We start from the raw sequence: 25415 nt of genomic DNA on the forward strand, positions 1-25415 counted from the left end.
GGACGACACCTAAGGCCTTGCGCGCCTCCGGTCCAGCCCATATCCAGAGAAAAACAGTCGGAGATAGAGATGCTGACCACGACCGCCCGATACGCCACGCCCCACGCGGCGAAATATCTGCGGCAGCTGGGCAATCACTTCGCCCACAAGGTCGAGGTGCAGCTCGAGGATCACCGCGCGACCTGCACCTTCCAGACCGGCACCGCGGCGCTGGTGGCGGACGAGGGGGCCCTGACGGTCCGTATCGAGGCGCCGGACCCCAAGGGGCTGATCCAGACGCGCTTCGTGATCGACTCGCATCTTGTGACCTTCGCCTTCCGCGAGGCCTTCACGGGCCTCGACTGGAGCGCGGCCGACGGGGACGCCGCGCCCGACGGCTCACATCCGGCCGGCCTGCGGAGCGGCTGACAGCACCGCCACGGCGCCCCGTTCCTCGGATGGCCTCAGGCAGGTCGTGATGGTCATGCAGTTCACCACCGTTGCCACGATCCTGCCCACAAGGGCCAGAAGAACCACCGCGCCTAGCACGCCCCGACGCCCAGATGTTCAACCAGCATGGCCTCGTCGCGCAAGGCCGCCCACGGCACCGCCGCCGCCGGACGCGGCACGCGGTTGAAGTCCCTGAGGAGATCCTGGATCGAGACTTCGGAGGCTTCGATCCTCGTCACCGGCATGATGTTGTGATCGGACGTGCGGAACAGCAGCGACCGAAGCCCGAGGAACTCACGCGGGATCTGGACATCGACGATCTGCCGGCGCCCGTCCGGGAGCAGCTTGCAGGACGATGCCCAGCCGGAGGCGAGGTCATGGGGCGAGCGCCGCTCCTGCCCCTGATGGATCATGCCTGCCCCGGCGGATAGACGCGACGGCGTTGATGCATGGCCTCGAGAACCGTCAACTCGTCCTCGGAAAGCACGCGGCAAAGGCGTCGAGCTTGCGGCCGAGAGGGCGGTTCGCGATCGGCATGGCATCCCGGCCGTCGAAGAGCGGCTGACGTCGAACCTGTCCATCACGGCGAACCGGCATGACGCTGCTCTGGATCAGTGCCCGCCCCGCGATTGCTGCGATACTCGACGGCATCGGCAGCCAAGCATCCGATCACCACACCTGTCGTAAAGGTCCACCATGCAAGCGCCTCCCCCGGACACTGCAGGAGTCGCGGCCCTCGCGATCTGCGAGGCCCTGCTCCTCTCGCTGTTCGACAGGCAGATCCTGCCAGAGGCCGAGATCGTGGGCCTCCTCGAGGATGCGGCGGCGGCCCATGCGGGGCATCCCGAGGACGGTGATGCCGAGTTGCACAGGGAGGCGGCCCGGCTGATCGCCGGGATCAGCGTCGGGCAGAACACGCTGCGACGGCGATGAAGGGCTCGGGTGCGGCACGTCCGGACGGGGCCTGCGACGGGAGAGGGAATTCCTCGGTGCCTGATGATGCGGCGATATTCGGGCAGTTCGTTTCGTGACGGCGGGCCGGCTCTTTCGCAGGGAAGAGCCGGTTCTCATTATCCGTGGTCGAACCGGGCGGCTCCCCAGGGAACGGCGGTCATTTCCGGCCGGATTTCCGCACCGGCTTGGGCGCCGCGGGCAAGGCCGCGAGCGTCGCGTCGCGTTCGAGCCGGGCGGCCCGCTGGCGTGCGACCTGCGCATTCCGCGCATCTGTTTCGGCGGCGACAATTGCCTTGGAGGCAGCGTCGGCGCGCTGTGCGGCATGACCAGGGCCGGCGCGAACGGGGTCGGGCTTGGAGGATCGCATGGCTGTTCCTTGTTCTGTCATCGAGGTCCGTGGTCTCGCGCACATTCCGGCCGCCGCCGGGACGCGGGCGGATGCACCCGCCATCCCGCGTCGTGCCGTTCAGGGCTTCTTCAGGGTCCCCGAGCCCGACGACGGCGCCAAGGCCGTGTGGGTGCGCGTCACCGTAACGACGGCGGGCGCCTTCTTCGGCTGTTTCGGCTTTTTCGTCTGCCGGTTTCCGCGGATGTTCATGCCTTTGGCCATGGGGCTCTCCGGTTGAAGGGGTTCCGGCAGGCACGCGCCGGTCGAGGCTGCAGGAGGGAAGCCGCAGGGATTTTCGGGAAGAAGCGGGCTTCAAGAGGCGCCTCCAGTCCCGGCCCTGGTCCGAAAGGCGGCGCGGTGCAGGACCCGTGCCCTGGCTCGATATGGGAACGACAGATCCCGAACACAAGGGCCGCCGAGATCCGGCCCTTCAGGACGGCGCGCCATGCGACGCACAACGGCCCGCATCAGCGCTGCACGGTTGCTTGCAAAGGAGAGTTGCCATGAAACGGCGCACCTTCCACTGGAATGTTTCCTTCCAGGCCGCGTTCCGCCTGGGTGGCAACCTGTTCCCACCGGGGACGTACGAGATCTGGGCCGAGGTCGATGCCAGCCATCAACCGAAGGAAGTTTGCTGGCGGGAGATCCAGTTCTACATCACGATCGAGCACTGGAACCGGCGCGAGCGGCGTCCAATCGATCTCCGCGCCCTGGATGGTGCCCTGCGCCGGGATCGTGCCGCGGTCGCGAATGCAAATGTCGTCCCGTCGGACCTGTGAATACCGGCACCGCGCGGACGACCGCTCCGGACGCTCGTCGGGCATGAAGCGCCTCAGCGGGTCGCGAGCGGACCCCGAGACAGGAGGAGGACCATCATGGCCGACCGCATCGTCCGATCCACCGCGGTGTTCCTGCGGCCGTTCCGCCTGCCCGGCTTTGATGGTGAGCTTCCGGCCGGCCGCTATCAGCTGGATACCGAGATCCGGGCCCCGGCGGGCATGACGGATCCGGCGGCATGGCGGGCATCGGTTGTGGTCCATCTTCATCCCGCCGCGAACATGCCCAACCTCGCCCGGGCCCTGACCGTGCGGCTGGCGGACATCGACGCGGCGGTCGCGCGCGACGAAGCGTCGGGCCAGTCGCTCGACCGGTTCTTCCTGCAGGCGATGCTGGACGATCCCATGATCCGGATGGTCATGGAGGCTGACGGAGTGACCGAGGCCGACCTGCGCCGCCTCTACGAGCCGTGACCCATCCCGGGATGGGTCGAAGCCCCCGCTCGGGATACATGGCGCGAAGGACCCCTGTGGCTCCTGCTTCCGGCGCGGCGATATTCTGTTTTCCATCGAGGCTTGTCTTGACGGGCGATGTCTGTCATCAAGGTGGGGCAAAGCATCTTCTTTCGACCTTCTGTTTCCTTGCGGCTTCAGTTGCGACTCTGACGAAACTGAGCCAGGCCACCGCATCAAGCGGGTGGCGCACAAGACAAGGAAACATCACGATGGCCAACGGCACCGTGAAATGGTTCAACGCCACCAAAGGCTTCGGCTTCATCGCCCCGACGGGCGGCTCCAAGGACGTGTTCGTTCACGTCACCGCGCTTGAACGCGCCGGCATCCGGCAGCTCAACGACGGGCAGACCGTCACCTTCGACCTCGAGCGTGACCGCAACGGTCGCGAGTCGGCGACGAACCTCGTTCTCGCCTGATCGAACCATCTTCGGATCGACATGGACGGGCGGCCTATGGCCGCCCGTTTTGCTTGCAGAGTATCCATGGGGTATCGGTCGGCGGCAACCGCGAAGGGTCGGGCCGTGACGTTCCGCCAATGGCCCCCCGCAGACAGTCGGCCGCAAACGCCGCCCAGATCCCGCGCGCGAGCAGGGTGGCCGTTCACGCCAACCCGACGGCGCGCCCCAAGGCGTCGAGCAGACGCCACGGGTGGACCGGCTTGCCGACACTCTCGGCGCTCGCCAGAGCCTCGCCGCCGTCAAAGCCCGTGGAGGCGCAGGCCGAGCCGAGCGCGAAGGGCATCCCGGATTTCGAAGCCGCACGGCGACCGGCACCACCAGCTTGCCGCGCAGGTTCAGATCGAGCGTTGCCACATCGGGATGCGCGCTGGATCGGCTGGCCCACCGCGGCCTCGGGCAGGGGCAGGACCGAGGGGCCGAACTGGCCCGGCCCGGCGTCCTGCGCCAGCGCCGCGGCGCCCGTCAGCACAAGGCCGCAGGCCGCGGCGAGGGTCGGTCCGCCGCGACGGCCCACCTCACGACCCGAACAGGCGCACCACGGTGCCGCCGCCATGGACGTTGATCGTCTGCCCGCTGACCCAGGAGGCGGCGGGCGAGCAGAGCCAGAGCATGGCGTTGGCAATGTCCTGCGGCCGGCCGGGATGCCCGATCAGGTTGTCGGGATGCATCATCCGCTCCTGCATCTCGGGCGTGATCCCGGCGCTGGCATAGCCCTCGGTGATCACCGTCCCGATCAGGATCGAGTTCACGCGGACCCGCCGGGCCAGCATGTGCGCGAGCGAGACCATCATCTGGTTCAGCGCCGCCTTGGCCGTCGCGTAGGGCAGGATGTCACTGGCCGGCACCGCCGACGAGAACGAGCCCGAATTGGTGATCGAGGCGTTCTTCGCCTTCTCGAGCCAGGGCAGGCAGGCCATGCTCATGCGGTAGGCGCTGATCGTGTTCAGCTTGTAGGAGGCGAGGAATTCGTCCTCGGGGATCGCGGCCGGGTCCGGCTGCCGCCCGCCCCAGCCCACGTTGTTGACCAGCGTCGAGATGCCGCCGAAGGCCGCGACCGTCTCCTTCACCACCACATCGATGTCCGCGGCGTCCGTCACGTCGCAGGCCATGCCGCGGCAGTCGTTCCCGGTCTCGCGGGCGATTTTGGCGGCCGTTTCGTGGGCCATGTCGCCGTTCCGGTCGGCGATCATGACCCGGGCGCCCGCGCCCGACAGCGTCCGGGCGATCCCGGCGCCGATGTTCTGCGCGCCGCCGGTGATGATGACCGTGTGGCCGTCCATGCGGAATTCGGCAAAGGCGTCGAAGCTCATGGCGTGTCCTCGGCGATGGATGGGAAGGGTAAGGGCCGGGTCAGTCGAGTTCCTGCACGCCGCCGCCCGAGACGGTCAGGATCTGCCCGCTCACCCAGGCCGCCGCGGGCGAGCAGAGGTAGAGAGCGGCCGCGGCGATGTCGGCGGGCACGCCCAGCCGCTTGAGGGGCGTGTGCTTCAGCATCGCCGCCTCGACCTCGGGCGTGAGCACGGTGGCCAGCGCGTCGGTGCGGATCGCGCCCGGTGCGATGGCGTTGACGCGGATGTTCTTCGGCCCGAGATCGAAGGCGATGTTGCGGGTCAGGTGGCTGATCGCCGCCTTCGATGACCCGTAGGAGGCCATGCGCTGGTTCCTGTTCTCTCCCGACATGGACGAGATGTTCAGCACCGCACCGCCGCCCGCGGCCTCCATGTGCGGCACGGCCAGCTGTGTCAGCCGGAACGGGGCGAAGACGTTGAGCTCGTAGGCCCAGCGGAACTCCTCCATCGGCATGTCGAAGGGTTTCGGCCCGCCGCCCCCGGCGTTGTTGACAAGGATCGTGAGCCCGCCGAACCGATCGACCGCCGCCTGGACCGCGGCCTCCAGATCCTCTTCGCGCGTGACGTTGCAGGCGATCCCGACCGCCTGGCCGCCGGCGTCGCTGATCGCCGTGGCGACCGATCCGGCCGTGTCCTGCCTGAGATCGCTGACCACGACCGAGGCGCCCGCGCCGGCGAACATCTCGGCGATGCCGCGGCCGATGCCGGCTCCGGCGCCCGTCACCAGCGCAATCTGCCCATCCAGCCTGAAAAGACCTGGGTCGAACATACCGACGTTCCCCCGAACATGACGATGGTTGGCGCGTCAAGAGGTAGCACGGCTTCGGGCAACCGCTGAGGGGGCACCTGCCCAAAATGGGCACCCCTGCGGCCTTGAGACGCCTCAGCCGCCGGGGCGATCGCACAGGGCCTCGAGATCGGCGACGAGTCGGGCGACGCGGCGGCGTGACCTCAGATCCACCTCGGCGAGGTCGCGGCGCACCCGCGTGTCCGTCCCGCTTTCGTCCGCGAGGATGAACCATCCCCCGTCCGCCGCCTGCGCGATCCAGCCCCGCTCCTCCATCCGCGCCAGCTTGCGCCGGACCGACTCGCGCGGGATCCCGGTCACATCGGCCAGCCGGGAGGCCGAGACCGACATCCGCTCGGCCGGAACCGCGCGCGGGTCGCCTCCGGCCTCGCGGATCGCCCGCAGCCGGCGCTGGCCGATCACCGCCAGCAGGAGCATCTTCTGCAGATCGCCCTCGAAGCTGCGCGCGAGATCGGTGAGATGGTCCACCACGAACTCCACGAAGGCATATTGGTAAATCGGATAATGTTCGGCGAACCGCTCGAGCAGAACCTCGGTCCGCCCGTCCCGATCGACCTCCGCTGCCCGTGTCCTGGCCATCGCTGACCCCCCCCTCGAACCGCGCATCCCGGCAAACCGGTCCGGCCTGCGCAATGGAAGGGCACGGATGGCCTGCGTGACAACGGTTCTTTGGAGGTATCGCCTTTCGGCCCCTCCGGGCGCGGCGACCCTTGCCAGAGGGGGGCTTTCTCGTCCACATGCAGGTCGCAGCCCGCCGGATCGGGCAAAGGGGGTCCGTCATGCGTTACATGTTCCGTCCCGTGCTGGCAGCCATTCTGCTCGTGGCCGGTTGCGCTGGCGACGCAGGCGGCATGGGCAGCCGGGTCACCGTCGAACGCGCGGGAGGCGAGCTTCTGAAGCTCCGCGCCGGGCCGGGGCTGGGCTATCGTGTTCTCCTCGGCCTGCCGGATGGCACGGCCCTCGTGCGCCACGGGTGCGTGACCGAGGTGGGCCAACGCTGGTGCCGGGTCTCGCTGGTCGAGGCGCCGCGCCTGACCGGCTATGTCGCGGCCGACTATCTGTCCCGGCGCTGACCCTTGGGCGCCTGCGGCCCGACAGGCAGCCGATGCCGCACGGTGGCACCCGGTCCGCACGTCCGACTGAAACGCCATTGGTTCACCGCCGGCACACGATTATGCACGGCCGGGTTTCCCGAATGACTGGGGCGCCCGCGGTCATCGGGACCCGCCCCCTGCGGGAGCCCTCCGCATGAAGGCGCTGGCCGCCCCGACCGGCGAGCCGCTGGGCATTGTGCTGCGCATCGGCTCGACGCTCGCCTTTGCGGCGATGGGCGCCTGCATCAAGGCCCTGGGCGACGGCGTGCCGCTGGGGCAGGTGGTGTTCTTCCGGTCGGCCGTGGCGCTGGTGCCGCTGGCCCTCTTCCTGTGGTGGTGCGGCGGCATCCGCGAGGGGATCGCGACGCGCCGCCCGCTGGGCCACATCGGCCGCTGCCTGATGGGCGCCGCGGCCATGTTCACCTCCTTCGCAACGATCCGGCTGCTGCCCCTCGCCGAGGCGACGATGCTCTCCTATCTCGCGCCCGTCATGCTGGCGCTGCTGGGCTGGGCCCTGCTGGATGAGCGGCTTGGGCCGCGGCGGCTGGGCGGCGTGGCGCTTGGCCTCGGCGGAGGGGTGGCCTTCTGCCTGCCGGCCTTCTCCGGCAGCCTGCCCGCGGGGGCGGGGGTGGGCGTGACGCTGGGGCTTGTGACCGCCGTCCTGACGGCCGGCGCGCTGATCCAGGTGCGGCGTCTGACGCTGGCCGGAGAGCGCGCAGGCGCCATCGCCTTCTGGTTTGCCGTGGTCTCGGCGTTCGCGGGCCTCGCCACGCTGCCGATGGGCTGGACCTGGCCCGGAGCTGCGCAGGCGATGCTGCTGGTCGGTGCGGGCGTCTCGGGCGGCGTCGCGCACATCCTGATGACGCTGTCCTTCCGCCACGCCGAGGCCGCGGCCCTTGCGCCGTTCGAATATCTCTCGATCCTCTGGGCCGCGGCGGCGGGTGTGCTGTTCTTTGCCGAAGTCCCCGGCGCGACCTTCCTTCTGGCCGGGCCGCTGATTCTGGCCGGCGCGGTCATCGCCTCGTCGCGGGGGCGGTCGTGACGCTGGCGCCCGAAGTGTCAGGACGGATCCCGGAGACCGGCGTCGGCTTTCGCCCTAGCAAGCGGGTGGGGAAGGGGGCGCTGCTTGTGGCGCCCGATCCGTGGCCGTTCTGGGGCTGCCGGCGCTTTGTGCCCGGTCCCGCGCGGGCCGCGGCCGCCTCCGCCTAGCGGCCAGCGGTCGCCAGCGCCAGCCCGTCCACCACGGCGGTGAAGGCCTCGGCGCTCTCGATCCGGGCCGCGGGGCAGAGCGCGCGCGCCTCCTCGGCCACCAGACGCATCAGGCTCGACCCGCCGACGAGGATCACCACCGCCACGTCCGACGGCGCGACCCCGGCCTTCCGGCAGGTCTCGGCCGCCGCGTCGCGGATCAGGTCCCGATGCCGGGCGAGGGCCGCGTCCAGCGAGGCGCCGGTGATCTCGGCATAGAGCCCGCGCTCGATCCGGCCCATGCGGATCATCGCGCCGGGGCGGCCGGCGTTGGCGTCGATCTTGCCGCGCTCGACGGCAAAGGCGAGATCATGGCCCAACTCATGCTCCAGCACCTCGGCCAGACGGCCGAGCTTGCCCGGCTCAACCGCGCGCTTCGCGAGCCCGGCCACGGCCTGACGGGTCTCGCGCGTGTAGAGGAAGGGGATCTTCTCCCATGTGGCGAGATCGAGATAGAGGTCGTTCGGCATCGGCAGGCGGCCGGGTCCGAACTCGCGGCGCAGTTCTCCGCCGCTGCCCAGAAGCGGCATGGCATGGGAAAGTGAGATCGCGCGGTCGAAGTCAGTGCCGCCCAGCCGGATCCCGTGGCTGGCGAGGATCCGGCAGCGCCCCTCCTCGCCTTGAAACAGCGTGAAATCCGAGGTGCCGCCCCCGATGTCGAGGATCAGGCCGGTCTCGCCCTCGCGGCCGAGGCCGTGGCTGGCCAGCGCCGCCGCCTCGGGCTCGAAGAGGAAGGCCACCTCCTCAAAGCCCGCGGCCCGGTAGCAGGCGCGCAGATCGGCCTCGGCGCGGGCATCGCGGTCGGGGTCTGGGTGGAAATGCACCGGCCGGCCCGACAGGACGCGCGGCAGGGGACGGCCGACCTCGGCCTCGGCGCGCCGCTTCACCTCGGCCAGGAACTCGGTCACCACATCGGCCAGCCTGCGCCGCCGGCGGCCGATCAGGCGCGGTTCCTGCAGGAGGGGCGCGCCGAGCACGCTTTTCAGCGCGCGCATGTAGCGGCCCTCGTCGCCTGCGACCAGCGCCGCACCGGCGGCCGCCCCGATCCGCATCGGCCCGCCATCGGCGGGGAAGAAGACGGCCGTGGGCAGCGTCTCGCCCTCGCCCGCGAGGCAGATCCGCCGGGGCCGACCCTCCTCCAGCACCGCCGCGGCCGAGTTGGAGGTGCCGAAGTCGAGGGCGAGCGTGTCGTTCATGGCGGTCTTCCTCTGCGGCAGGGCGCGCGGGTTACCCGGCCGCGGCGCGCTCGGCAAGCCCGGAAAACGGCGACGGGGCCGGGGGGGGGGCGTCTTTCTCATGCCGGCAAGTTCGCCACGATCGGCCAGGAAATTCTCATGCCGGCTTGCAACCGGAGCCGTCCGGGGGTCCAGATGGCCGGGCCCCGGCGGAGCCTCTGCCGGCGGCAGGGGCGATCCGAAGGCGGAAGGGACGGATTTCAGATGATCTCGGCAAGGATGGCGGACGAACGACCGGCGGCCCGCAGGGGGGTGCGCGCCGCGCTCTGGGCGGCGGTCTGCTGCAGCCTGGCCGCATGCGGCGGTGGGGGCGGCGGCGGCGGCCAGCCCGAGCCGAACTTCCCCGGCCGCGAGGTGGTGACCGAAGGAATCCAGAATTACGTCACGGACCACAACGGCTACAGCCGGGTCCGCATCGACAACGCCACGAGACAGGCCGACCGCGACGCGCTTGGCCAGTTCGACGACGCCGATCCCGCCTCGCCCGCGGGCTACCGCAGCCTGATCGAGGAGGCGGAGAACGGCTTTCCCGACTCGGTCTTCGTCGAGGTCATCGCCCGGATGGACGGGAGCGGCAAGGACGGCGGCAAGGTCGTGAAGGTCCTGCGCCTGACCGCGGACCAGGCGCCCTTCGACAATGTGGACAAGGCCGGCAATCCGGTCGGCAGCGGCAAGTATTACTTCCGCGGCACGGGCAGCTTCCGGGTCTATGCGAGCGTGGACGGCGGCGGGGTCCTGACCGGGAAGGGCGATCTCGAGAACCTGACCATCGACTTCGACAAGGGCACGGCCGCGATCAACCTGCGGACGGGCGTCAACGACACGTCGCAGATCGAGACCCAGATCCTCGCCGACGATCTGGCCTTCAACATCGTGACCGGCACCTTCGGCGGCGCCATCACCCAGACCGCGCGGGTCGGAGGCGAGACGCTGACGGCCCGCGGCCACCTGCGCGGCAGCATCAGCGGCACCGAAGACAGCCTCAAGCGGCTGAACGAAAGGATGACGACCTCGGGGGTCTTCAGCGCCGATGGCGAGCGACTGAAATCCGACGGGATCTTCTGGGGCAGCCAGCTCAACTACCGCTGATGGTCCGGGGAAAGTGCCGGGCCGCGCCCTGGGGGTGGCTGGGGGCGTGGATCCTTGTCCTGATGCTCGGGGTGGCCGAGGCGCGCGCCCAGAGCTACGAGCTGGGCCGCAGCGGCGATCTGGTCGTGTCCGAGCGGCTGCGGATCCTGGCCCACGGCCGGGCGCTGGCCGACGGGGCGAGCCCCATGGCGCGCATCCGATCGCTCAAGGCGGACATGACCGCGCAGGGCTTCTACCACGAAGGCCCCGGCCTCGCCTGGGTGCTGGCCGAGGCTTCGCTGCGTCCGACGCTCGGCTGGTCGCCCAACCTGAACGGGGGCGTGAGCCGCCGCCGGATCGAGTTCGGCGGCGGCTGGCTTGAGATCGACCCGGCCTATGTCGCGCGCGCGGGCGCCACGGCCGGCCTCCGGTTCGAAAGCGAGGCGCGCCTTGCCTGGGGGACGGGCCGGTTCCTGCAGGCGGAACTGGACGGCGCCATCTCGCGCGCGCGCGAAAGCGGCTATGAGCGGCGCGACCGGCGGTTCCTGCTCTGCAGCGGCAATCACGTCACGGGCTGGACCTTCCTCGACCTGTGCCTGCGGCAGACCGAGAGCGACCGCAGCCTGAGCCAGTCCGAACAGCGCGACGGGTCCGTGGCCGTCTCGCGGCTGTTCGCGGCCCCCGGCAGCTATCACGAGATCCGCATGGAACTGGGCGAGCGTCGCAGGCCGGGCATGGGCCAGCCGCGTGTCGGCCTCGAATGGCATTCGGTCTGGTCCGGCGCCGCCACCCGCTTCGGCCTGGATCTGGGACGTCCGGTCAGGGACCAGACGGTCGAGCGGCTGGAGGCCTTTGCCGAACTGCGCTGGCGCATGGGCGGGGCCGTCACCGGCCTGTCGCTCTGGGGCTCGCACGCCTCGGGCGGGCAGGTCTTCGGGATCGGGCAGAGGGATCGGACCCTCGGGCTCGCCCTGTTCCGGCAGATCACGCCCCGGCTCGACCTGTCGGTGCAATATGTGCAGACCGACTCGACCGTGGATCTCTTCGACAGCCGCCAGGTGGGCCTCGACCTGTCATGGCGCCTGCGCCTGCGGTAAGCCCTCTGCCTGCCGCACGGAGAACGCCCCCGCATACCCGACCCCGCGGGAGAAGGCCGCAGCCTTCATCACACAACATAATTCGCATTAGCCGACCGGCTTGCCTCACGCGGTCATGACCAGGCGACGACGCGCTTCCGCCGCCACCTCCCTTGTCAGCGCCTCGAGAAGGCGCGCGCCCAGTCGGGCGTGCTGCCAGTGCAGGGGAACGTCCAGAGGGCGCCCGGGCACGAGTTCGGCCAGGCGGCCCGCCGCGAGATGCCCCGCCGCCAGCGGCAGCGGGTTCAGCGCCCAGCCGAGCCCCGCGAGGCTTGCATCGAGAAATCCCTGCGTCGAAGGCACCCAATGAGTCGGCGCCTTCAGCTCGTGCCCGATCGTCTGGCGCACCCAGCGCGCCTGCAACCCGTCCTTGCGGTCGAACCGCAGGACGGGCGCCCGCGCGAGGGCCGTGGGGTTGACCCCCTCGGGAAAGTGCCGGGCCAGGAATGCGGGGCTCGCACTGGCGACGTAGCGGAGGGCGCCGAGCGCGCGTGTCCGGCAGCCGGTCACGGGTGTCGGATCGGCGGTGACGGCCGCGAGAACCTCGCCCGTGCGCAGGCGCGCCGCGGTATGCTCCTCGTCCTCCAGCACGAGGTCGAGGAGTGCCCCCGTGGCCGCCGAGAAGCGCGCCGCGGCGGGCAGGAACCAGCTGCCGAGCGAATCCGCGTTCACCGCCACCCGGAGCGTCGCCGGCCCCTCCTCCGGTCCCGCCAGCGCGGGCAGGTCGGCCAGCTCACTCTCCAGCAGACGCACGCGCTCGACATGGGCGCAGAGCCGCGCTCCGGCCTCGGTCGGCACCGGCGGCTGGCTGCGCACGACCAGCGTCGCGCCCACCCGCTCTTCCAGCGCGCGGATGCGCTGCGACACGGCCGAGGGCGTCACGCCCAGCACGGCCGCGGCCCGGTCAAAGCCACCCTCGCGCACCACGGCGGCAAGGGCGGCCAACAGCGGATAGTCCAGCATCCTTAGCTCCGCTTCATCAGCATTAGCATCCTGAACTGGACTACACCCGCCACCCGCGGCAGGAAAGCCGTCATGCCAGACCTCGCCCCCTTCCTCACCGGCTTCGGCCTGTCCCTCGGCCTGATCGTCGCCATCGGCGCGCAGAACGCCTTTGTCCTGAGGCAAGGGCTTCGGCGCGAACATGTGGGAGCGGTCGTGGCCTTCTGCGCGCTGGCCGATCTGGCGCTGATCGCGGCAGGCGTGGCGGGTCTCGGAGCGGTTCTGGGGCGCGCGCCCGCGCTGGTGACGGGTCTGTCGCTGGGTGGCGCGGCCTTCCTCGGCTGGTACGGGCTGTCGGCCCTGCGCCGGGCGTGGCACCCCGCTCGGCTGGTCGCCGAGAACGGGGGGGAGGCGCTGACGCGGGCGGGGGCGCTGGCCCGCGTGGCCGCCTTCACCCTGCTCAACCCGCACGTCTACCTCGACACCGTGCTTCTGGTGGGATCGGTCGGGGCGGCGCAGCCCGTGGGCGCGCATGGGCCCTTCGTGGCCGGCGCGGGCATGGCCAGCCTGGTCTGGTTCGCCGCCCTCGGCTTCGGTGCCCGCCTGCTCGCGCCGCTGTTCGCCCGGCCGCTCGCCTGGCGCGTTCTTGACCTGCTGGTGGGCGCTGTCATGATCCTGCTTGCCGCTGGCCTTCTGAACCACGTCCTGACCGCCGCCGCCTGACCCGTCCGGTCGCGTCCAGTAGCTTGCCGGATAGCGCAGCCCGTGAGCCATGCATGCGCCTCAGCTCTTTCTGCTGCTTTTCCGATAGTTTGGGCAGCTTGCCCCGCGCCCTCGCGATCGCCATTCCTTCTCGCGTCCGCGCGCGGATGAGGCCAATGCGCGAAGGCCATCCAGCTCGCGCTGGGGATATTCCTTCTCGCGTCCGAACGCGGATGAGGCCGGCCTCGAACTCCGCGAAGGTGGCGAGGATGTTGAAGAACATCTTGCCCATCGGGTCCGTGGGATCGTGAACCCACCGCCCCCAGCGCAAGCCTCACGCCCTTGGCGGCGAGCTGGTCGGCGATGGCGCGGGCATCCGGAACCGACCGCGCCGGCGATCGAGCTTGGAGACCACGAGCGTGTCACCCTCCCGGACGGCGGCGAGCGCCTGATCGAGACCCGGCCGGGCGCGACTCGTCCCGGTCAGGCCGTGGTCGGTGCAGATGCGAACTCCCGCGACGCCCAAGGACGCCAAGGCCTGCTTCTGCGTCCGCAGAGGGTTCCTCTTGCGGACAAGTTCTTGTTAGCACAGGGCGAGTTCGTATCGGATGTGACGCCGCACGAACGAGATGTGCCTGGTCCTGGTCTCAAGCCTCGCCGACCGTGATCGGGCTGCTCTGTGCCAACGCGCTGGTCGCGGCCACGGTTCGGATATCAATTGGGGCAGCCTTGGAACCGCATCTGGGGCCACACATCCTTAAGATGGCATCAAGACCCGAATTCCCGGATCAGATTTCTGACAGAGCTACGCTAGAGACCACTGCATGCCGGATCAGAGCGACGCCAACTTGATGTGACCAAACTTCGTTCTCAGGACCAGCTGTATCAGTATCGAGGCCTGAATCCTGATGTGGACCGCACGGCCGGCTGCTCCTGATGCCGCTGACGTTATGCAACTTCGCGCGCCGATCATGGCCGGGCGGCGGAAAAGCACCGCCAGCGGCCGGCTTCAGCCCTTGTTGACGATCTTCCCGGATACCTGATCCGGAAGTGGGAGATGTTGTTCGGAAGAGCGACTGCGATTTTCCACGTCCCTTCAATCCCGCCCATCCGACGCACGGGCCGACTCTGCCCGTCGGCCGGCGCCCATAGCCAGCATCATCGCACGTGCCTTCGCAGGAGTTGCCATTCCCGATGTCCATCAAGATCAAGCTCGCCCTCGCCTTTCTGTTCGTCTTCACGCTCTTCCTGATCGCAACCGGCCTGTCGCTCCAGCGCCTGCAGGCGATGAATGCCCGCATCGAGACTCTGGCGCAGGTCGAGTTCCCCGCTGCGGTTCTTGTCGAGCGGATGGTGGCCGAGCAGCAGCGGGAATCCGCAGCACTCCGGGATCACATGGTGGCGACCGAGGATGCAGAGCTCGAGAAGTTCGAAAAGGCGGTCTTTGCCGCCCGAAATGAGCGGGACTCCCTCCTCGCGGAGCTTCAGGCGCTGGTATCCAGTGAGGCCGAGCGGGCGAAGCTTGTCCGGATCGGCGAACTGAACATCGAGGGGAACAGGCGCAACGACGCCGCGCTGGAGCGGTCGAAGCTGTTCGACCTCGGCGGGGCCGCACATGTCCTGCACGACCCGTCCGCAAGCGGCAGCCGTGCCGAAAGGTCGCGCCTCCTGAGCGAGTTGCGAGAGCATCAGGCGGCCGACGTTGCCGCGGCTGTCAACGCGTCTCAACAGACCTACAGCACGGCGCTGCGCGACCTGCTGATCGCGGTGGGGACGGCCATCGTGACCGGGGCGATCGCGGCCTTCCTGATCACCCGCTCGATCGTGCGTGGCCTCCGCGAGGCGCTGGCTCTGAGCGAACGGGTAGCCAACGGCGACCTGATCGCCACTTCGAACCTACGCGGCCGCGACGAGATCGGCCGGCTGCTGACCGCGAACAACCGCATGATCCTGAAACTGCGCGAGGTGGTCGGAACCGTCGGCGCATCGGTGCAGCAGGTGACCGCCAACAGTTCTGCGATGGCAGCGACGTCGGAAGAACTGTCGCAGGGCGCGCAGGAACAGGCCTCGGCCACCGAGCAGGCCTCGGCCTCTGTCGAGCAGATGGCGGCCAACATCAAGCAGACAGCGGACAATGCCGGTGCGACCGAGATCATGGCCCGGAAATCGGCTGAACGGGCGCGCGCCTCGGGGACGGCGGTGGCCGAAGCGGTCTCCGCCATGCAGGCGATCGCAGAGCGGATCAACGTCGTCCAGGACATCGCACGTCAGACCGACCTTCTGGCGCTGAACGCCGCGGTCGAGGCCGCACGCGCCGGCGAGCATGGGCGCGGCTTCGCGGTCGTGGCCTCCGAGGTCCGAAAGCTGGCCGAGCGCAGTCAGACCGCCGCGAGTGAAATCTCGGCTCTCTCGACGCGCACGGTCCAGACCGCGACCGCTGCCGGCCAGATGCTCGGCGAACTCGTGCCCGACATCGAGAGCACCTCCAACCTCGTGAGCGGCATCTCGGTGGCCTCGCGCGAACTGGCGCTGGGAGCGCAGCAGGTGGCCACGGCCATCCAGCAGCTTGATACGGTCACGCAGCAGACGACGTCGGCATCAATTGAACTGGCGTCCGGGGCGGAGGTCCTCTCCGGACAGTCCGAAGAACTGCAGCGAACGATGACCCATTTCCGTCTGGAGGCGACAACCGCCACCTCCAAGGCACCGGCAGCAGGGTCGGCCGTGCATGTCGAGGGTCCGGCTCGATCCCCTCGCCGGGCCACCCCGAACCTCAAGGCAACACCCAAAGCGAAAGCACCCGGAGGCTTCGCCTTGGACATGGAAAAAGGTGCCTCCGACGACATGCTCGACAAGGATTTCCGCCGCCATGACGCCGCATGACCGCAATCGTGGCGCCGCCACGCTCCTCCGCGCCCGGCTGCCGATCCCGCTTCTGGCCGGGCTACTCCTGGTCCTGGCCGCACCGGAGGCTGTGCTCGCCGCGGGGGACATAACCGAATTCCGCCTCGGTCTCGCTGGGGGTGAGTCCCCCGAGGCTGCCGTCGTTGCAAACGAGTGTTACCGGGCGAAGCTCGAGGAGGCGCTCGGGGTTCCGGTACGGCTCGTGACCAGCCCCACCTATGATGGCGTCATCGACGGGTTCCTCAAGGGCGCGGTCGACATGGCCTGGCTCGGGGCCTCGTCCTTCGCCAAGATCCATCTGTCCAACCCCGATGCGGTGGACGTCACCCTGACCAAGCAGAACAAGTCCGGGCTGACCGGGTATTTCTCCTATGCCTTTGCACGCAAGGACTCGGGCATCCGATCGATGGAGGATGCCCGCGGCAGGACCTTCGCCTTCGGGGAGCCGGATTCGACCTCGGGCTACCTGATCCCCGCGGCAGAACTTTCGGCGAAGTATGGGGATCTCTCGCGTTTCTTTGCCGCCACCCCCTTTTCGGGCGGGCATGAGAAGACGATCGTAGGCGTAGCTCAGGGTCAATACGACGCCGGGGTGAGTTCCGGCGATGGTGTGGGTTCCTGGGACGAGGGGTTCAGTTCGGGGCCGTTGCGCAAGGCCGTGAGCGCCGGGCTGGTCCGGATGTCGGATCTCGTGATGCTCTGGCAGTCGCGCATGATCCCCGAGGGACCGCTGGTAATCAGCCGCAACGTTCCGCAGCCCGTCCGTGACACCGTGGTTCCCCTGACGGCACGGCTCCATGAGACGGATGCCGCCTGCGCACGGCTGGTGGCCGGCGGTGAGGCGAAGGACTTCGTGCCGACGACCATCCGCGCCTACAGCGGGATCATAGAGGCCCGAAAGCTGCAGGAGGCGAGTCCCTGAGCGCCGGTGCAAGGCCATCTGCGGGAGTGTGCGGTCCTGGCATCCTCCGGCGCAGCCTGACCGCTGATCTCCCGCGGGGATATCCTGATCGCGGCAGTCAAGATCTGATCTTGCTGCGTGAAATGCGGTGGGCCGGGCTCAGAGGCTCTTCCCCGGGCTGAACCCGATGGGCGCGAGCATGTCATGGTTGTGCAGGAGATCGGCGCAAGACCGACCTGCCGGCGCTTAAGGCCGCTTGGCGATCTCCGTCGCCAAGGCGTCCGATGCACCGCCAGACCTGCGGTCAGGACCACCGCCGTCGCACATGTCCGAAGGCGGGCCACCACCCCCGGAAACCTGGACCGGACCACGAACAATACACTCCGACTCGTAATGTCGGAACGCCACGCACTGACCTGCCGCGGGTCAAGCCGCCGCCCATGACGCTGCCGCGCAATCCCGTTTCCTGCGGCACGTTCGATGCCGGGGCTGACGTTCAGGGCATTCCAATTCGCTGCGTCCTTCATCATGGGCCGTGACCGTTTGCAGAAATCGTCACGGGCCAGCGCCCGACCCGGCCGAGGCAATCGCCCGTTCCAGCCGGGCGCCGATGCCGTCCTTGCCGCCCCAGGCGTTGATGATCCGCGTCAGCACGCCCCTTTCGGCCGGCGAGCCGAGGAAATCGACCGTGGCGCCGGTCGTCCCGATCCGGTCATAGACCTCGAACAGCACCTCCTCCGAGACATCGCCGAAGCCCGGATGATCCTGCAGCACCGCCGCCACGCGGCTCCGCGATCCCAGCTTGACCACGGCGGCCGCGATCGCGGCGCCGATGTGCGGCGGGAAGCTGGTCGGCGTCTCGCGCGAGGACCGCGGGGCCGTCAGGGCCTGATCCTGCGGCCGCTCGGCCTGCAGCGCCGCCGCGGTCGGATCGACCAGCGCCTGCGTGAAGTCGTTCAACTCGCCCTCCTCGGCCTGCGAGGCGGTCCGGTAGGTCGAGGCGATGGTGACATGCCGCGTGAGGTTGGGGATGCGGTCGAGGTTGGTGTCCAGCGCCGCGGCCGTCGCGTCGACCACGGCGTCGATCTTCTTCAGCCCTCCGGTCGCCCGGCTCAGTTCGGGCCTGGCCTTCACCTCGACCGTGTAGTCGATCCAGAGCTTGCGGTTGTTCACCCAGTCCTTGGCGTAGGATTCCACCGCGCTTTCGTGCTGGGCATTGGCCGAGGCGGTGATCGGAAAGAGGTTCATCGGATGCCCGAGCCCGCCGATGTGATCGTTGAGAAGGTGGCCGCGGACATAGCGTTGCGCGGTGTCGGAATAGATCCGCGGGTCCGTCGGCAGCTGCGCCATCAGCGCGTCCTGGCCCGTGGGCCCCGAGCCCTGCTGGTGGTCGGGCCCCAGCGGCCGGGCCCGCATCGTCAGCCCGACCTGCGCGCCGCCCAGCTGGCTGTGCTCGTGGACGATCTTCGTGACATGCCCCGAGGCCAGCGCGCCCGGCAGCCCGGTCCCGCTCAGGGGTTCGGCCACCCGGCGCTTGAACTCCGGGTTGATCCGCCCGACCACGGCAAAGCCGCGCTGGAAGTCGCCCTCGTAGCCCAGCGAGACCAGACCGAACCGCTGCTTGATCCGCGGAAAGTAGTTGTCGAGCGCGTCGCTGTCGGTCGCCTGCGCGCTGGCCAGCTCGACCATGCGGCTGGCGGCCGCGACATCCTCGGCCTCCTGCGAGAGGGTGCGCGGCATCGGGGCCGGCGGTTCGTCGAGCATCTTCAGCGTGATCGGATGCGGATAGCGCGGCTGGTCGGACCCGGGCAGCGAGCCTTCGGGAACCGCGGCCGGGATGTTGCTGTCGGGCGCGGCCGCCCGGTCCACGGCGTCGCTGCGCGCGGGCAGGTTCGCCTCGTTCGGGCTGGCGCCCGGTTGCGTCTGCTGCGCCGTGGCGGGGGCCGCGGGCCCCGCGGCGGGCGTGGCGGCCGGCGGCCCCCCCGCGGCCTTCGGCGGCCGTGGCGGGGCGGGCGGCGGGGTGGCGGGCTCGGCCTGCTGCGCCACCTGTTCGGGCGGCACCGCGGCGGCGCGCTGCGCCTGCAGCTGGCCCTTCCATTCGGCCTTGTTCTGCAACGCCTCCCGCGCGCCCGAGGGGGCGGGCCCGTCCTTGGGCATCGCATCCTGCACAAGGCGCGCCGTGTCGATCTCGGACGAGGTCATCTCGATGGTCGGAGGCTCGGGGCGGCCGAACTTGTAGGACATGCGCGCCTGAAGCCCCAGATCGGGGCCGACGGGCATCACCACCTCGGCCAGCTTCCACTGCTTGTCCCAGACCGTGACCCAGAGCGCCTCGATCTCGGCCCAGGCGTTCAGCCCGAGCTTGAGGCGGGCTCCCGCGGCGAGCGTCGCCACCCCCTCGATGCCCCAGTCGCCATCGGCGTAGGTCAGCGCCGGCTCGACCGAGATCGCGCCGTAAAGGCCCGCCGTCCCCACCGCCTCGATCCCGCCGGTCAGCTCGCCCAGCACCACGTCGAGCCCGAGCCCCGCGCCGATCGCCACATAGCCCTCGACGAAGGCCGGCACGAACAGCTCGCCCGAGATCGTGAAGGAGGGGTCGGCCTCGGCCGAGCCGATCGTGTAGGAGCCTTCGACGCGGATGTTGCGGAAGACGCCCGGCCCCACGCCCGCGCGCACGCCCGCCCGGATGCGGATCACCGCGACGAGGATCGCCCAGAGCGGGATGTTCTGCGCATAGCGGAACAGCTCGCGGTCCATCCGCTTTTCGGGGAACAGCTCCAGCGGCTCGGTCACCTCGATCACGCCCGAGATGTCCACCGCCCCTTCGGGCAGGATGCGCGCGGTCAGCGTGCCCTGCAGGCGCGGCGCAAGCTGGGCCGTCACCCGCCCCTCGCCGCCCAGTTCCAGCGCGCCCGCCTCGGTCTGCGCCACGGTGACGGTGACGGTGCCCGACAGCTTGCCGTTGTCGGCCGCGAAGTTCAGCGTGGTCTCGCCCGACCAGCGGTTCTGCGCGTAGCGCACCGTCACCGAGCCGTCGAGACCGGGCAGAAGCTGCGTGTTCACCGGCACCTGAACCTCGCCCGAGATCTCGCCGTTGGCGTAGCCCACGCGGGCGGTCACGGTGGTCAGGCCCGGAATGGTCAGGGTCACGTCGCCGCCGAAGCTGAAGGCGCCGGTCTCGGAATAGGCGGCCGAGAAGCTGCCCGTGCCGGCGGGGCCCAGATCGACGGTGGCCGAGCCATCGACGCCCACGCGGCCCGTCTCGGCCAGCCGCACCGTCAGCGAGGGGCGGCGCACCGGCAGTCCGGCCGGGAAGGCATCGGCCCCCAGCCGCAACAGGCCCGAGACGCGGCCGTTGCGGATCGTGACCCGGCCCGAGGCCTCGTTCAGCCCCGCCACCTCAAGCGCGAAGCGCCCGGTTCCGGCAAAGCCCGAGGCGGCGATCGTGGCCTCCTCCAGCGTCACCGAGCCGAGGCCCGCGTAGGTGGCCGCAAAGCCCTCGATCCCGCCCGAGGGCCGCCCGTTCAGGTAGCCGAGCGTCAGCGTGCCCCCCGTCAGCGACAGACCCGGCAGACTGGTGCGCATGTCGCCCACGCCGATCCGCGCGTTCGCGGTCAGGTTGCCGGCCTCGTCGGCCGCCAGATCGCCGCTGACCTCGTTGACGAAGGGCGGCGTGACGCGGAAGGTGCCCTCGGCGGTGAAGGCGCCGGCCTCGGTGAAGGCAAAGCGGACGTTGCCGTTGCCCAGATCCTGATAGGTGATCTCGGCCGACCCGTCGCCCGAAAGGCGCCCGTCGCGCAACCGGATGCTGCCCGATCCGGTGGCCCGCGCGCCGCGCCCCAGACCCGAGGGCAGGAGCGACAGGTCCCGAAAGGTCAGCTCGCCCGACAGCGCGCCGGTCTCGCCCATCGCGATCGTCAGGCGCGGATTGCCGAGCGCGGGCAGCGCAAGCCGCTTGGTCGCCGAACCCGAGATGCGGGCCCGGCCCTCGCGATCCACGATCACCTCGAAGGCGGCATCGTCCAGATAGGGGATCGACAGCCCGCCCCGCAGGCGCAGCTGCCGGTTGCGCCACTGCACCGTGTCGATGCGCAGGCCGGGGACGGGCTGCGGCAGGTCGCGCAGCGGCACCGGCTCGCCGGTCAGGAAGGCGGCGCCGAGCTGCCAGCCCGAGGGCCCCAGCCGGGCCACGAAGCCCGCGCTTTCGGGCAGCAGCCCGAAGACCGCGGCGGGCGTGCCGGCCGTGGCATCGGGCCCGCGGTCGGGCGTCCGATCCGGCGTGCGCTGCGCCGGCGCCCGGTCGCGTGCGGGCGGAGCGCCTTCGGGCGACGGCGGGGGGCGTCCGCTGGAGGCGCGCTGCACCATGCCCCTACTCCGGCGGTGCGGGGGGTGGCGGGGCGGGCGGCGGCGCCGCACCGGGCAGGGCCAGCGCCCCCAGACGCGCCCCCAGCGCGCGGCCAAGCGCCGAGGCCGGGGCCGCGCGCACGAGGCTGGCCAGAACCGGCCGCAGCCTCCGGCGCAGATCCGCCTCGGCCCGCAGGTAAAGCGCCACCAGCGCATCGGCGGCCAGCGCCGTATCGGAGGCCGGCGCCGCCTCGAAGGCCCCGACCAAGGGCGCGAGGACAGCATCCTCAGGGCCCTGCAACAGCCCGGCCAGTGCGCCCGTCAGCATCCGTTCCCGCCGGCGCCGCGCCTCGGCCTCACCCGCGCGATCGGGCTCGGGCTCCTGCCGCCGCGCATCGGGCGCACGATCGGCTTGCGGTGCCTGCCGCACATCGCCCGCCGTCTCGCGGACCCCCGCCGTCCCGGCCGCGCGCAGCTCCTCGCGCGCGGGCAGCGGCTCGGCTGCGGGCTCGGGGCGCCGCGCCGCCGCCATCGCCGCCATCAACGCGGGGTCAGAGGGCAGCACCCGCGGCCCCTCGCGCAGCGGCTCCCGGGTCGCGGGCAGCGGCAGGGGCGGCTTGTCCTCACGCATCATCTCGCTGTCGAAGTCGGTCATCCCGCCCCTCCCCGCGCCCGCACATAGTGGCTGCCGAAATCGGCCTTCTTCAGCACCTTGCCCTGCTTGAGCAGCTCGGCCGCCACCGCCTGCAGGATCAGCTCCATGCCCACGGCCGAGCCGCGCGCGGCCGCCCGGTGCGCGGCGTCAAGCCAGCAGTTGCGGATCTCGGCCCCGGTCATCTCGAACCGCTCGGCCAGCGCGCCAAGATCCAGATCGGCCGCGATGGGCGCCGCCGAGCGCAGCCCCCGCTCCCACAGCGCGCGGCGCAGATCCGGGCCCGGCATGGGAAACTCGATCACATGATCGAAGCGCCGCAGGAAGGCCGCGTCCAGGTTCTGCGCCAGGTTGGTGGCGAGGATCGACAGCCCGTCGAAACTCTCCAGCCGCTGCAGCAGGTACGAGGTCTCGAGATTGGCGTAGCGGTCGTGGGCGTCACTGACCTCGGACCGCTGGCCAAAGAGCGAATCCGCCTCGTCGAAGAACAGCAGCGCGTCCGACCCTTCGGCGGCCCGGAACAGCCGCTCGAGGTTCTTCTCGGTCTCGCCGATGTATTTCGACACCATCGCGGCCAGGTCCACCCGGAACACCGGCAGGCCGAGCCGCGCCCCCACGATGGCCGCCGCCATCGTCTTGCCGGTGCCCGAGGGCCCCTTGAACAAAGCGACCGTTCCGCGGCTCTTGCCGAAGAGCGCGCCAAGGCCCCAGTCGCCCAGCACCTGCGCCCCGTGGGTCTGCCAGTCGATCAGCCGCTCCAGCGCCGCGCGCGTCGGGCGCGGCAGCACCAGATCCTCCATCCCCTGCCGCGTCGCGATCCGCCGGGCGTGCTGCGTCAGGGCGGCGGTCGCCTGCGCCTCGGCGCTGTGGCGCAGCGCGTCGGGGCGCGGGTCGCGCGCCTTGCTCCGCGCCAGGCGGAGCAGGTCGGCATGGCGCGCCTGCGTCAGGGTGGCGGAACCGAGCAGCCGCGCCTTCCAGACGGCGTGGCGACGCTCGCAGGCCACGGGGTCGATCTGGTCCGCCCGCAGCCCCGCCTCCTGCCAGGGCTGTGCGTCGGGGGTGATCAGCACCGCGCCCTCAGCCAGAAGCGGCGCGAGCGCCGCGCGCTCGGGCGCGCCCGCGGCCGGATCGGGCACCACGGGCACCGCGCCGGCCAGCCGCGCGGCGCGAATGCGGGCCGCCAGCAGGTCGGACCGGCCGTCCTCGGGCAGCAGGCACAGCGCCCAGCCGCGCGCCTCGCCCAGATCCAGCACGGCGGTCGAGATCGCGTCGGGGGTGCCTGCGGTCACGATCACCGCGCCCGTCTCACCCCCCTGCCCCAGCGGCAGCACCGGCCCCGGCGGCCGGGGCGGCGCGCCGAGCAGCAGATCCACCACCTCTTCGTCGATCCCGAGCGGCGCCTCGATCCGGGGCGCCGCCTCGTCCAGCCGGAGCAGCGCGAACAGCCGCAGCGGCGCGGCGGGCGCCAGCATCCGGCGCAGCGTCAGCGCATCCAGCCGGTGGGGCAGCAGCCGGTGCGCCAGCGCGGGCGTCAGGTGGCGGCGCGTCACGTCCTCACCAAGATAGCCGTAGGCCCGCCCGAACCGCGGATCGAGCGCCGGCGCCGCGGCCAGCACCAGCAGGTCCAGCTCGGCCTCGGCCAGCCCGAAGACCTGCGCAAGCCGCGGCCAGATCCCCAGCGGCTCGCGGCGGCGCAGGGCGGCATGGTCGTGCCACGCCGCCATCACCGCATCGAGCGCGGGAACCCCGCCCGCGGCCGCAAGCCGGCCCGACATCTCGTCCAGCATCGCCTCGGCCTCGGCGTCGCTGAGAAAGAGGCCGAGGAACTGCTCGCGCCGGTCCTCGCCCCGCAGCGCGCGGGTGAGGGCGACCTCGTGGCGCAGGCGCAGCGCCAGAAGCTGAAGCGCGCCTTCCAGCCAGACGGCAGGATCGGAAAAGGGGCGCGCCTCGTCCCTCATGGCTCGCCCCCGATCTGCAGAACCAGCCGGGGAAGGCCCGGTTGCGGCAGCCGGCCCTGCGGCCCGGTCAGCCCCGCCATCCGCAGCAGGATCCCCAGAGGCAGCGGATCGAGCCGCACCGTCAGCCGGTCGGGGCCACGGTCGAACAGGCCCGGCCGCTGCAGGAACTGCCGCCGCAGGTAGGGGTGGGAGCTGCCGTGCAGCCCGCGCAGGCGGCTGGCCAGATCGGCCATCAGCAGCGCCGACCAGCGGCGGGCGGGGTCGGCGCCCTCCATCACCCGGCGGGCCTCGGGCGCAAGCCCCCGCAGCAGCCGCGGGGGCGGATCGGGCTGGGGCGCCGCCATATCCACCTCGCGCGGCTCGACCGGCAGCATCCGCTGAAGCGCGCCGTCGTGCGCGGCATCGGCCCAGTCTTCGGGATCGAGCGCCTGCCACAGGGCCTGCGCCAGCGCCGTGGGCGCCAGACAGGCGGGGGCGTCGAGCAGCAGGGCCGAGGGCATGAGCAGCGCGAGCCCCGCCCGCGGGCTGCGCGCCGCCGGGGCCTCGGCCGCCGCGGGACGCGCGCGCCCGGCCAGCCCCGGCGCAGCGGGATCGGCGGTCGTCTCCTCCGGCGCGGCGGGTTGGCCCGCCGGGCGGGCAAGGCGGAACAGCAGGCGCCGCGTCGTGGGCCCGGCCGCCGCGCAGGCCACGGCCGCCGCCAGCGCCGGCGCCTCGGCCTCCGGGCGCGTGGGCGGCTCGGCCCGCGCTTCGCCCGTGGGGCGCGCGGCGCGCTCCTGCAAGGTCAGCACCGCAGCCACCGCCAGAAGCAGCGCCTGCGGGGCGATCTCGCGCCCGCCCCGCGCCAGCAGGCGCAGGGTCACGCGCAGCGCCTCGGCGGCGATCAGGGCGGCGGAGCGGCGGGCGGGCGGCGGCAGGCCCGCCTCCTGCAAGAGCCGCAGGGCGTCCTCCAGCGGCGGGGCTTCGGCCGCCGCCTGCATCAGAAGCGCGCGCGCAAGGGCGGCCTGCGCCTCCGCCGGCCAGCGCGCCACGGGATCGGCGGGATCGCCGCGCGCGGCCGGGGCCACCGCCAACCGGGCCAGCACCTCGGGACGGGCGAGGATCAGCTCGGCCGCGGCGCGTTCGGCCGGAAGATGCTCCAGCGCCGCGAAATCGGGAAAGGCCCAGCCCTCGCCCGGCCCGAGGCCCGCGCGGAAGAGAATGTAGGCCGCCATGTAGCTGGCATGGTCCGGCCAGTGCCGCACCTCGCGCGCGCCGCCCGCCAGCGCCGCCTTCAGCGCACCCACGATCCGCTCGGCCAGCAGGCGGGCAAAGGCCGCCTCATCGAGCCCGTCGCCGAGATCGAGCCGGATGCGCAGGCGCCGCAGCCGCACCACGCCCTCCTGCGCCGAGATCACGGGCGCCGCCGCGCACGCCAGCGCCGCCGGAAGATCCTCGCGCACGGCCCGATCGAGCCGCGCGCCCGTGGCCACGGCCACCGCCGGGCCCGCGACGGCGGTGCAACGGGTCGCGACGCGCCCGAGGACGAGGCGGTCCGCCCCCGTCATGGCCACCCC

24 protein-coding genes and 2 pseudogenes are annotated in these 25415 nt (G+C 71.1%); 13 read left to right on the forward strand and 13 right to left on the reverse strand.

Going from position 1 to position 25415, the window contains the following annotated elements; all coding sequences use genetic code 11:
* The first annotated feature begins 69 nt into the window (after nt 1–69).
* Nucleotides 70–408: a DUF2218 domain-containing protein gene (locus tag LV780_RS21160; RefSeq protein WP_108222075.1), complete on the forward strand. Its 339-nt coding sequence runs from the start codon at nt 70–72 to the stop codon at nt 406–408.
* Nucleotides 409–530: 122 nt separating this feature from the next.
* Here the strand turns inward: LV780_RS21160 and LV780_RS21165 are convergent.
* Nucleotides 531–966, reverse strand: a pseudogene (locus tag LV780_RS21165) (Crp/Fnr family transcriptional regulator); the annotation flags it as partial.
* 159 nt (nt 967–1125) lie between these two features.
* On the opposite strand from LV780_RS21165, the gene LV780_RS21170 reads away from it, so the two are divergent.
* Complete coding sequence (locus tag LV780_RS21170; RefSeq protein ID WP_108222077.1) at nt 1126–1362, forward strand: hypothetical protein; 237 nt, start codon at nt 1126–1128, stop codon at nt 1360–1362.
* 178 nt (nt 1363–1540) lie between these two features.
* Here LV780_RS21170 and LV780_RS21175 read toward each other — a convergent pair whose 3' ends face one another.
* Nucleotides 1541–1750 (reverse strand): hypothetical protein, encoded by a 210-nt coding sequence (locus tag LV780_RS21175; protein ID WP_044249857.1) that lies wholly within the window; start codon nt 1748–1750, stop codon nt 1541–1543.
* Here LV780_RS21175 and LV780_RS21180 point away from each other — a divergent pair.
* The 4 genes from LV780_RS21180 (at nt 1737) to LV780_RS21195 (ending at nt 3479) form a co-directional block, all read left to right on the forward strand.
* Entirely contained in the window at nt 1737–2009 is a 273-nt protein-coding gene (locus LV780_RS21180) for a hypothetical protein (RefSeq protein ID WP_152334879.1), read from the forward strand. The two genes, LV780_RS21175 and LV780_RS21180, sit on opposite strands and share 14 nt — an antisense overlap.
* A gap of 265 nt (nt 2010–2274) precedes the next feature.
* Nucleotides 2275–2550, forward strand: a complete 276-nt coding sequence (locus LV780_RS21185) for a hypothetical protein (protein ID WP_101342024.1) — start codon at nt 2275–2277, stop codon at nt 2548–2550.
* 96 nt (nt 2551–2646) lie between these two features.
* Nucleotides 2647–3021 (forward strand): hypothetical protein, encoded by a 375-nt coding sequence (locus LV780_RS21190; protein ID WP_101342023.1) that lies wholly within the window; start codon nt 2647–2649, stop codon nt 3019–3021.
* Between the two features lie 251 nt (nt 3022–3272).
* Nucleotides 3273–3479, forward strand: coding sequence for a cold-shock protein (locus LV780_RS21195; RefSeq protein ID WP_011911127.1), 207 nt, complete (start codon nt 3273–3275; stop codon nt 3477–3479).
* Between the two features lie 184 nt (nt 3480–3663).
* On the opposite strand, the gene LV780_RS21200 is transcribed toward LV780_RS21195, so the two are convergent.
* The 4 genes from LV780_RS21200 to LV780_RS21215 form a co-directional block, all read right to left on the reverse strand.
* Nucleotides 3664–4074, reverse strand: coding sequence for a hypothetical protein (locus tag LV780_RS21200; protein ID WP_146172319.1), 411 nt, complete (start codon nt 4072–4074; stop codon nt 3664–3666).
* A complete protein-coding gene (locus tag LV780_RS21205; RefSeq protein WP_108222079.1) occupies nt 4037–4831 on the reverse strand; it encodes an SDR family oxidoreductase in 795 nt (264 codons plus the stop codon). The genes LV780_RS21200 and LV780_RS21205 overlap by 38 nt, the downstream gene beginning before the upstream one ends.
* 40 nt (nt 4832–4871) lie before the next feature.
* On the reverse strand, nt 4872–5639 hold the full coding sequence (gene hdhA / locus LV780_RS21210) for a 7-alpha-hydroxysteroid dehydrogenase (protein WP_101342021.1): 768 nt from the start codon (nt 5637–5639) through the stop codon (nt 4872–4874).
* Between the two features lie 114 nt (nt 5640–5753).
* Entirely contained in the window at nt 5754–6257 is a 504-nt protein-coding gene (locus LV780_RS21215) for a hypothetical protein (RefSeq protein ID WP_101342020.1), read from the reverse strand.
* Nucleotides 6258–6457: 200 nt separating this feature from the next.
* Between LV780_RS21215 and LV780_RS21220 the strand changes: the two genes are divergently transcribed.
* Together LV780_RS21220 and LV780_RS21225 are read left to right on the forward strand one after the other, a co-directional pair.
* Nucleotides 6458–6751 carry an SH3 domain-containing protein gene (locus tag LV780_RS21220; protein WP_101342019.1) on the forward strand — a complete coding sequence of 98 codons (294 nt, stop codon included), beginning with the start codon at nt 6458–6460 and terminating at the stop codon, nt 6749–6751.
* Between the two features lie 175 nt (nt 6752–6926).
* Nucleotides 6927–7814 carry a DMT family transporter gene (locus tag LV780_RS21225; protein WP_108222081.1) on the forward strand — a complete coding sequence of 296 codons (888 nt, stop codon included), beginning with the start codon at nt 6927–6929 and terminating at the stop codon, nt 7812–7814.
* A gap of 163 nt (nt 7815–7977) precedes the next feature.
* Here the strand turns inward: LV780_RS21225 and LV780_RS21230 are convergent, their stop codons facing one another.
* Nucleotides 7978–9216 (reverse strand): Hsp70 family protein, encoded by a 1239-nt coding sequence (locus LV780_RS21230; RefSeq protein WP_117345289.1) that lies wholly within the window; start codon nt 9214–9216, stop codon nt 7978–7980.
* A gap of 258 nt (nt 9217–9474) precedes the next feature.
* Here LV780_RS21230 and LV780_RS21235 point away from each other — a divergent pair, with 258 nt between their 5' ends.
* Complete coding sequence (locus LV780_RS21235; protein ID WP_233864304.1) at nt 9475–10344, forward strand: viral aspartic protease; 870 nt, start codon at nt 9475–9477, stop codon at nt 10342–10344.
* Nucleotides 10344–11420, forward strand: a complete 1077-nt coding sequence (locus LV780_RS21240) for a lipocalin (protein WP_233864307.1) — start codon at nt 10344–10346, stop codon at nt 11418–11420. Before LV780_RS21235 ends, LV780_RS21240 begins: the two co-directional genes overlap by 1 nt.
* Nucleotides 11421–11525: 105 nt before the next feature.
* Here LV780_RS21240 and LV780_RS21245 read toward each other — a convergent pair whose 3' ends face one another.
* The gene (locus LV780_RS21245; protein ID WP_108222087.1) at nt 11526–12422 is read right to left on the reverse strand and encodes a LysR family transcriptional regulator ArgP; all 897 of its coding nucleotides are present in this window, start codon (nt 12420–12422) and stop codon (nt 11526–11528) included.
* 72 nt (nt 12423–12494) lie between these two features.
* Between LV780_RS21245 and LV780_RS21250 the strand changes: the two genes are divergently transcribed.
* Entirely contained in the window at nt 12495–13124 is a 630-nt protein-coding gene (locus tag LV780_RS21250) for a LysE/ArgO family amino acid transporter (RefSeq protein ID WP_108222089.1), read from the forward strand.
* Here LV780_RS21250 and LV780_RS21255 read toward each other — a convergent pair.
* Nucleotides 13069–13629, reverse strand: a pseudogene (locus tag LV780_RS21255) (recombinase family protein). The gene LV780_RS21250 and the pseudogene LV780_RS21255 sit on opposite strands and share 56 nt — an antisense overlap.
* 668 nt (nt 13630–14297) lie before the next feature.
* Between LV780_RS21255 and LV780_RS21260 the strand changes: the two are divergent.
* Together LV780_RS21260 and LV780_RS21265 are read left to right on the forward strand one after the other, a co-directional pair.
* A complete protein-coding gene (locus LV780_RS21260; RefSeq protein WP_101342014.1) occupies nt 14298–15986 on the forward strand; it encodes a methyl-accepting chemotaxis protein in 1689 nt (562 codons plus the stop codon).
* Entirely contained in the window at nt 15973–16929 is a 957-nt protein-coding gene (locus LV780_RS21265; RefSeq protein WP_080517500.1) for a phosphate/phosphite/phosphonate ABC transporter substrate-binding protein, read from the forward strand. Before LV780_RS21260 ends, LV780_RS21265 begins: the two co-directional genes overlap by 14 nt.
* Before the next feature lie 534 nt (nt 16930–17463).
* On the opposite strand, the gene LV780_RS21270 is transcribed toward LV780_RS21265, so the two are convergent.
* Genes LV780_RS21270 through LV780_RS21285 form a run of 4 tightly spaced genes read right to left on the reverse strand, consistent with a single transcriptional unit; the run spans nt 17464 to nt 25406 of the window.
* Nucleotides 17464–21273 carry a translocation/assembly module TamB domain-containing protein gene (locus tag LV780_RS21270; protein WP_233864310.1) on the reverse strand — a complete coding sequence of 1270 codons (3810 nt, stop codon included), beginning with the start codon at nt 21271–21273 and terminating at the stop codon, nt 17464–17466.
* 4 nt (nt 21274–21277) lie between these two features.
* The gene (locus LV780_RS21275) at nt 21278–21907 is read right to left on the reverse strand and encodes a hypothetical protein (protein ID WP_233864312.1); all 630 of its coding nucleotides are present in this window, start codon (nt 21905–21907) and stop codon (nt 21278–21280) included.
* Nucleotides 21904–23862, reverse strand: a complete 1959-nt coding sequence (locus LV780_RS21280) for an ATP-binding protein (protein ID WP_108222093.1) — start codon at nt 23860–23862, stop codon at nt 21904–21906. The genes LV780_RS21275 and LV780_RS21280 overlap by 4 nt, the downstream gene beginning before the upstream one ends.
* On the reverse strand, nt 23859–25406 hold the full coding sequence (locus LV780_RS21285) for a hypothetical protein (RefSeq protein WP_108222094.1): 1548 nt from the start codon (nt 25404–25406) through the stop codon (nt 23859–23861). Before LV780_RS21285 ends, LV780_RS21280 begins: the two co-directional genes overlap by 4 nt.
* Nucleotides 25407–25415 lie beyond the last annotated feature (9 nt).

It is taken from the genome of Cereibacter azotoformans, from assembly GCF_021391315.1.
GTDB lineage: Bacteria > Pseudomonadota > Alphaproteobacteria > Rhodobacterales > Rhodobacteraceae > Cereibacter_A > Cereibacter_A azotoformans.

Coding starts and splice junctions, on each gene's coding strand:
- LV780_RS21160 (WP_108222075.1), top strand. CDS start 70: ATGCTGACCACGACCGCCCGATACGCCACGCCCCACGCGGCGAAATAT.
- LV780_RS21170 (WP_108222077.1), top strand. CDS start 1,126: ATGCAAGCGCCTCCCCCGGACACTGCAGGAGTCGCGGCCCTCGCGATC.
- LV780_RS21175 (WP_044249857.1), bottom strand. CDS start 1,750: ATGCGATCCTCCAAGCCCGACCCCGTTCGCGCCGGCCCTGGTCATGCC.
- LV780_RS21185 (WP_101342024.1), top strand. CDS start 2,275: ATGAAACGGCGCACCTTCCACTGGAATGTTTCCTTCCAGGCCGCGTTC.
- LV780_RS21190 (WP_101342023.1), top strand. CDS start 2,647: ATGGCCGACCGCATCGTCCGATCCACCGCGGTGTTCCTGCGGCCGTTC.
- LV780_RS21195 (WP_011911127.1), top strand. CDS start 3,273: ATGGCCAACGGCACCGTGAAATGGTTCAACGCCACCAAAGGCTTCGGC.
- LV780_RS21200 (WP_146172319.1), bottom strand. CDS start 4,074: ATGGCGGCGGCACCGTGGTGCGCCTGTTCGGGTCGTGAGGTGGGCCGT.
- LV780_RS21205 (WP_108222079.1), bottom strand. CDS start 4,831: ATGAGCTTCGACGCCTTTGCCGAATTCCGCATGGACGGCCACACGGTC.
- hdhA (WP_101342021.1), bottom strand. CDS start 5,639: ATGTTCGACCCAGGTCTTTTCAGGCTGGATGGGCAGATTGCGCTGGTG.
- LV780_RS21215 (WP_101342020.1), bottom strand. CDS start 6,257: ATGGCCAGGACACGGGCAGCGGAGGTCGATCGGGACGGGCGGACCGAG.
- LV780_RS21220 (WP_101342019.1), top strand. CDS start 6,458: ATGCGTTACATGTTCCGTCCCGTGCTGGCAGCCATTCTGCTCGTGGCC.
- LV780_RS21225 (WP_108222081.1), top strand. CDS start 6,927: ATGAAGGCGCTGGCCGCCCCGACCGGCGAGCCGCTGGGCATTGTGCTG.
- LV780_RS21230 (WP_117345289.1), bottom strand. CDS start 9,216: ATGAACGACACGCTCGCCCTCGACTTCGGCACCTCCAACTCGGCCGCG.
- LV780_RS21235 (WP_233864304.1), top strand. CDS start 9,475: ATGGCGGACGAACGACCGGCGGCCCGCAGGGGGGTGCGCGCCGCGCTC.
- LV780_RS21240 (WP_233864307.1), top strand. CDS start 10,344: ATGGTCCGGGGAAAGTGCCGGGCCGCGCCCTGGGGGTGGCTGGGGGCG.
- LV780_RS21245 (WP_108222087.1), bottom strand. CDS start 12,422: ATGCTGGACTATCCGCTGTTGGCCGCCCTTGCCGCCGTGGTGCGCGAG.
- LV780_RS21250 (WP_108222089.1), top strand. CDS start 12,495: ATGCCAGACCTCGCCCCCTTCCTCACCGGCTTCGGCCTGTCCCTCGGC.
- LV780_RS21260 (WP_101342014.1), top strand. CDS start 14,298: ATGTCCATCAAGATCAAGCTCGCCCTCGCCTTTCTGTTCGTCTTCACG.
- LV780_RS21265 (WP_080517500.1), top strand. CDS start 15,973: ATGACGCCGCATGACCGCAATCGTGGCGCCGCCACGCTCCTCCGCGCC.
- LV780_RS21270 (WP_233864310.1), bottom strand. CDS start 21,273: ATGGTGCAGCGCGCCTCCAGCGGACGCCCCCCGCCGTCGCCCGAAGGC.
- LV780_RS21275 (WP_233864312.1), bottom strand. CDS start 21,907: ATGACCGACTTCGACAGCGAGATGATGCGTGAGGACAAGCCGCCCCTG.
- LV780_RS21280 (WP_108222093.1), bottom strand. CDS start 23,862: ATGAGGGACGAGGCGCGCCCCTTTTCCGATCCTGCCGTCTGGCTGGAA.
- LV780_RS21285 (WP_108222094.1), bottom strand. CDS start 25,406: ATGACGGGGGCGGACCGCCTCGTCCTCGGGCGCGTCGCGACCCGTTGC.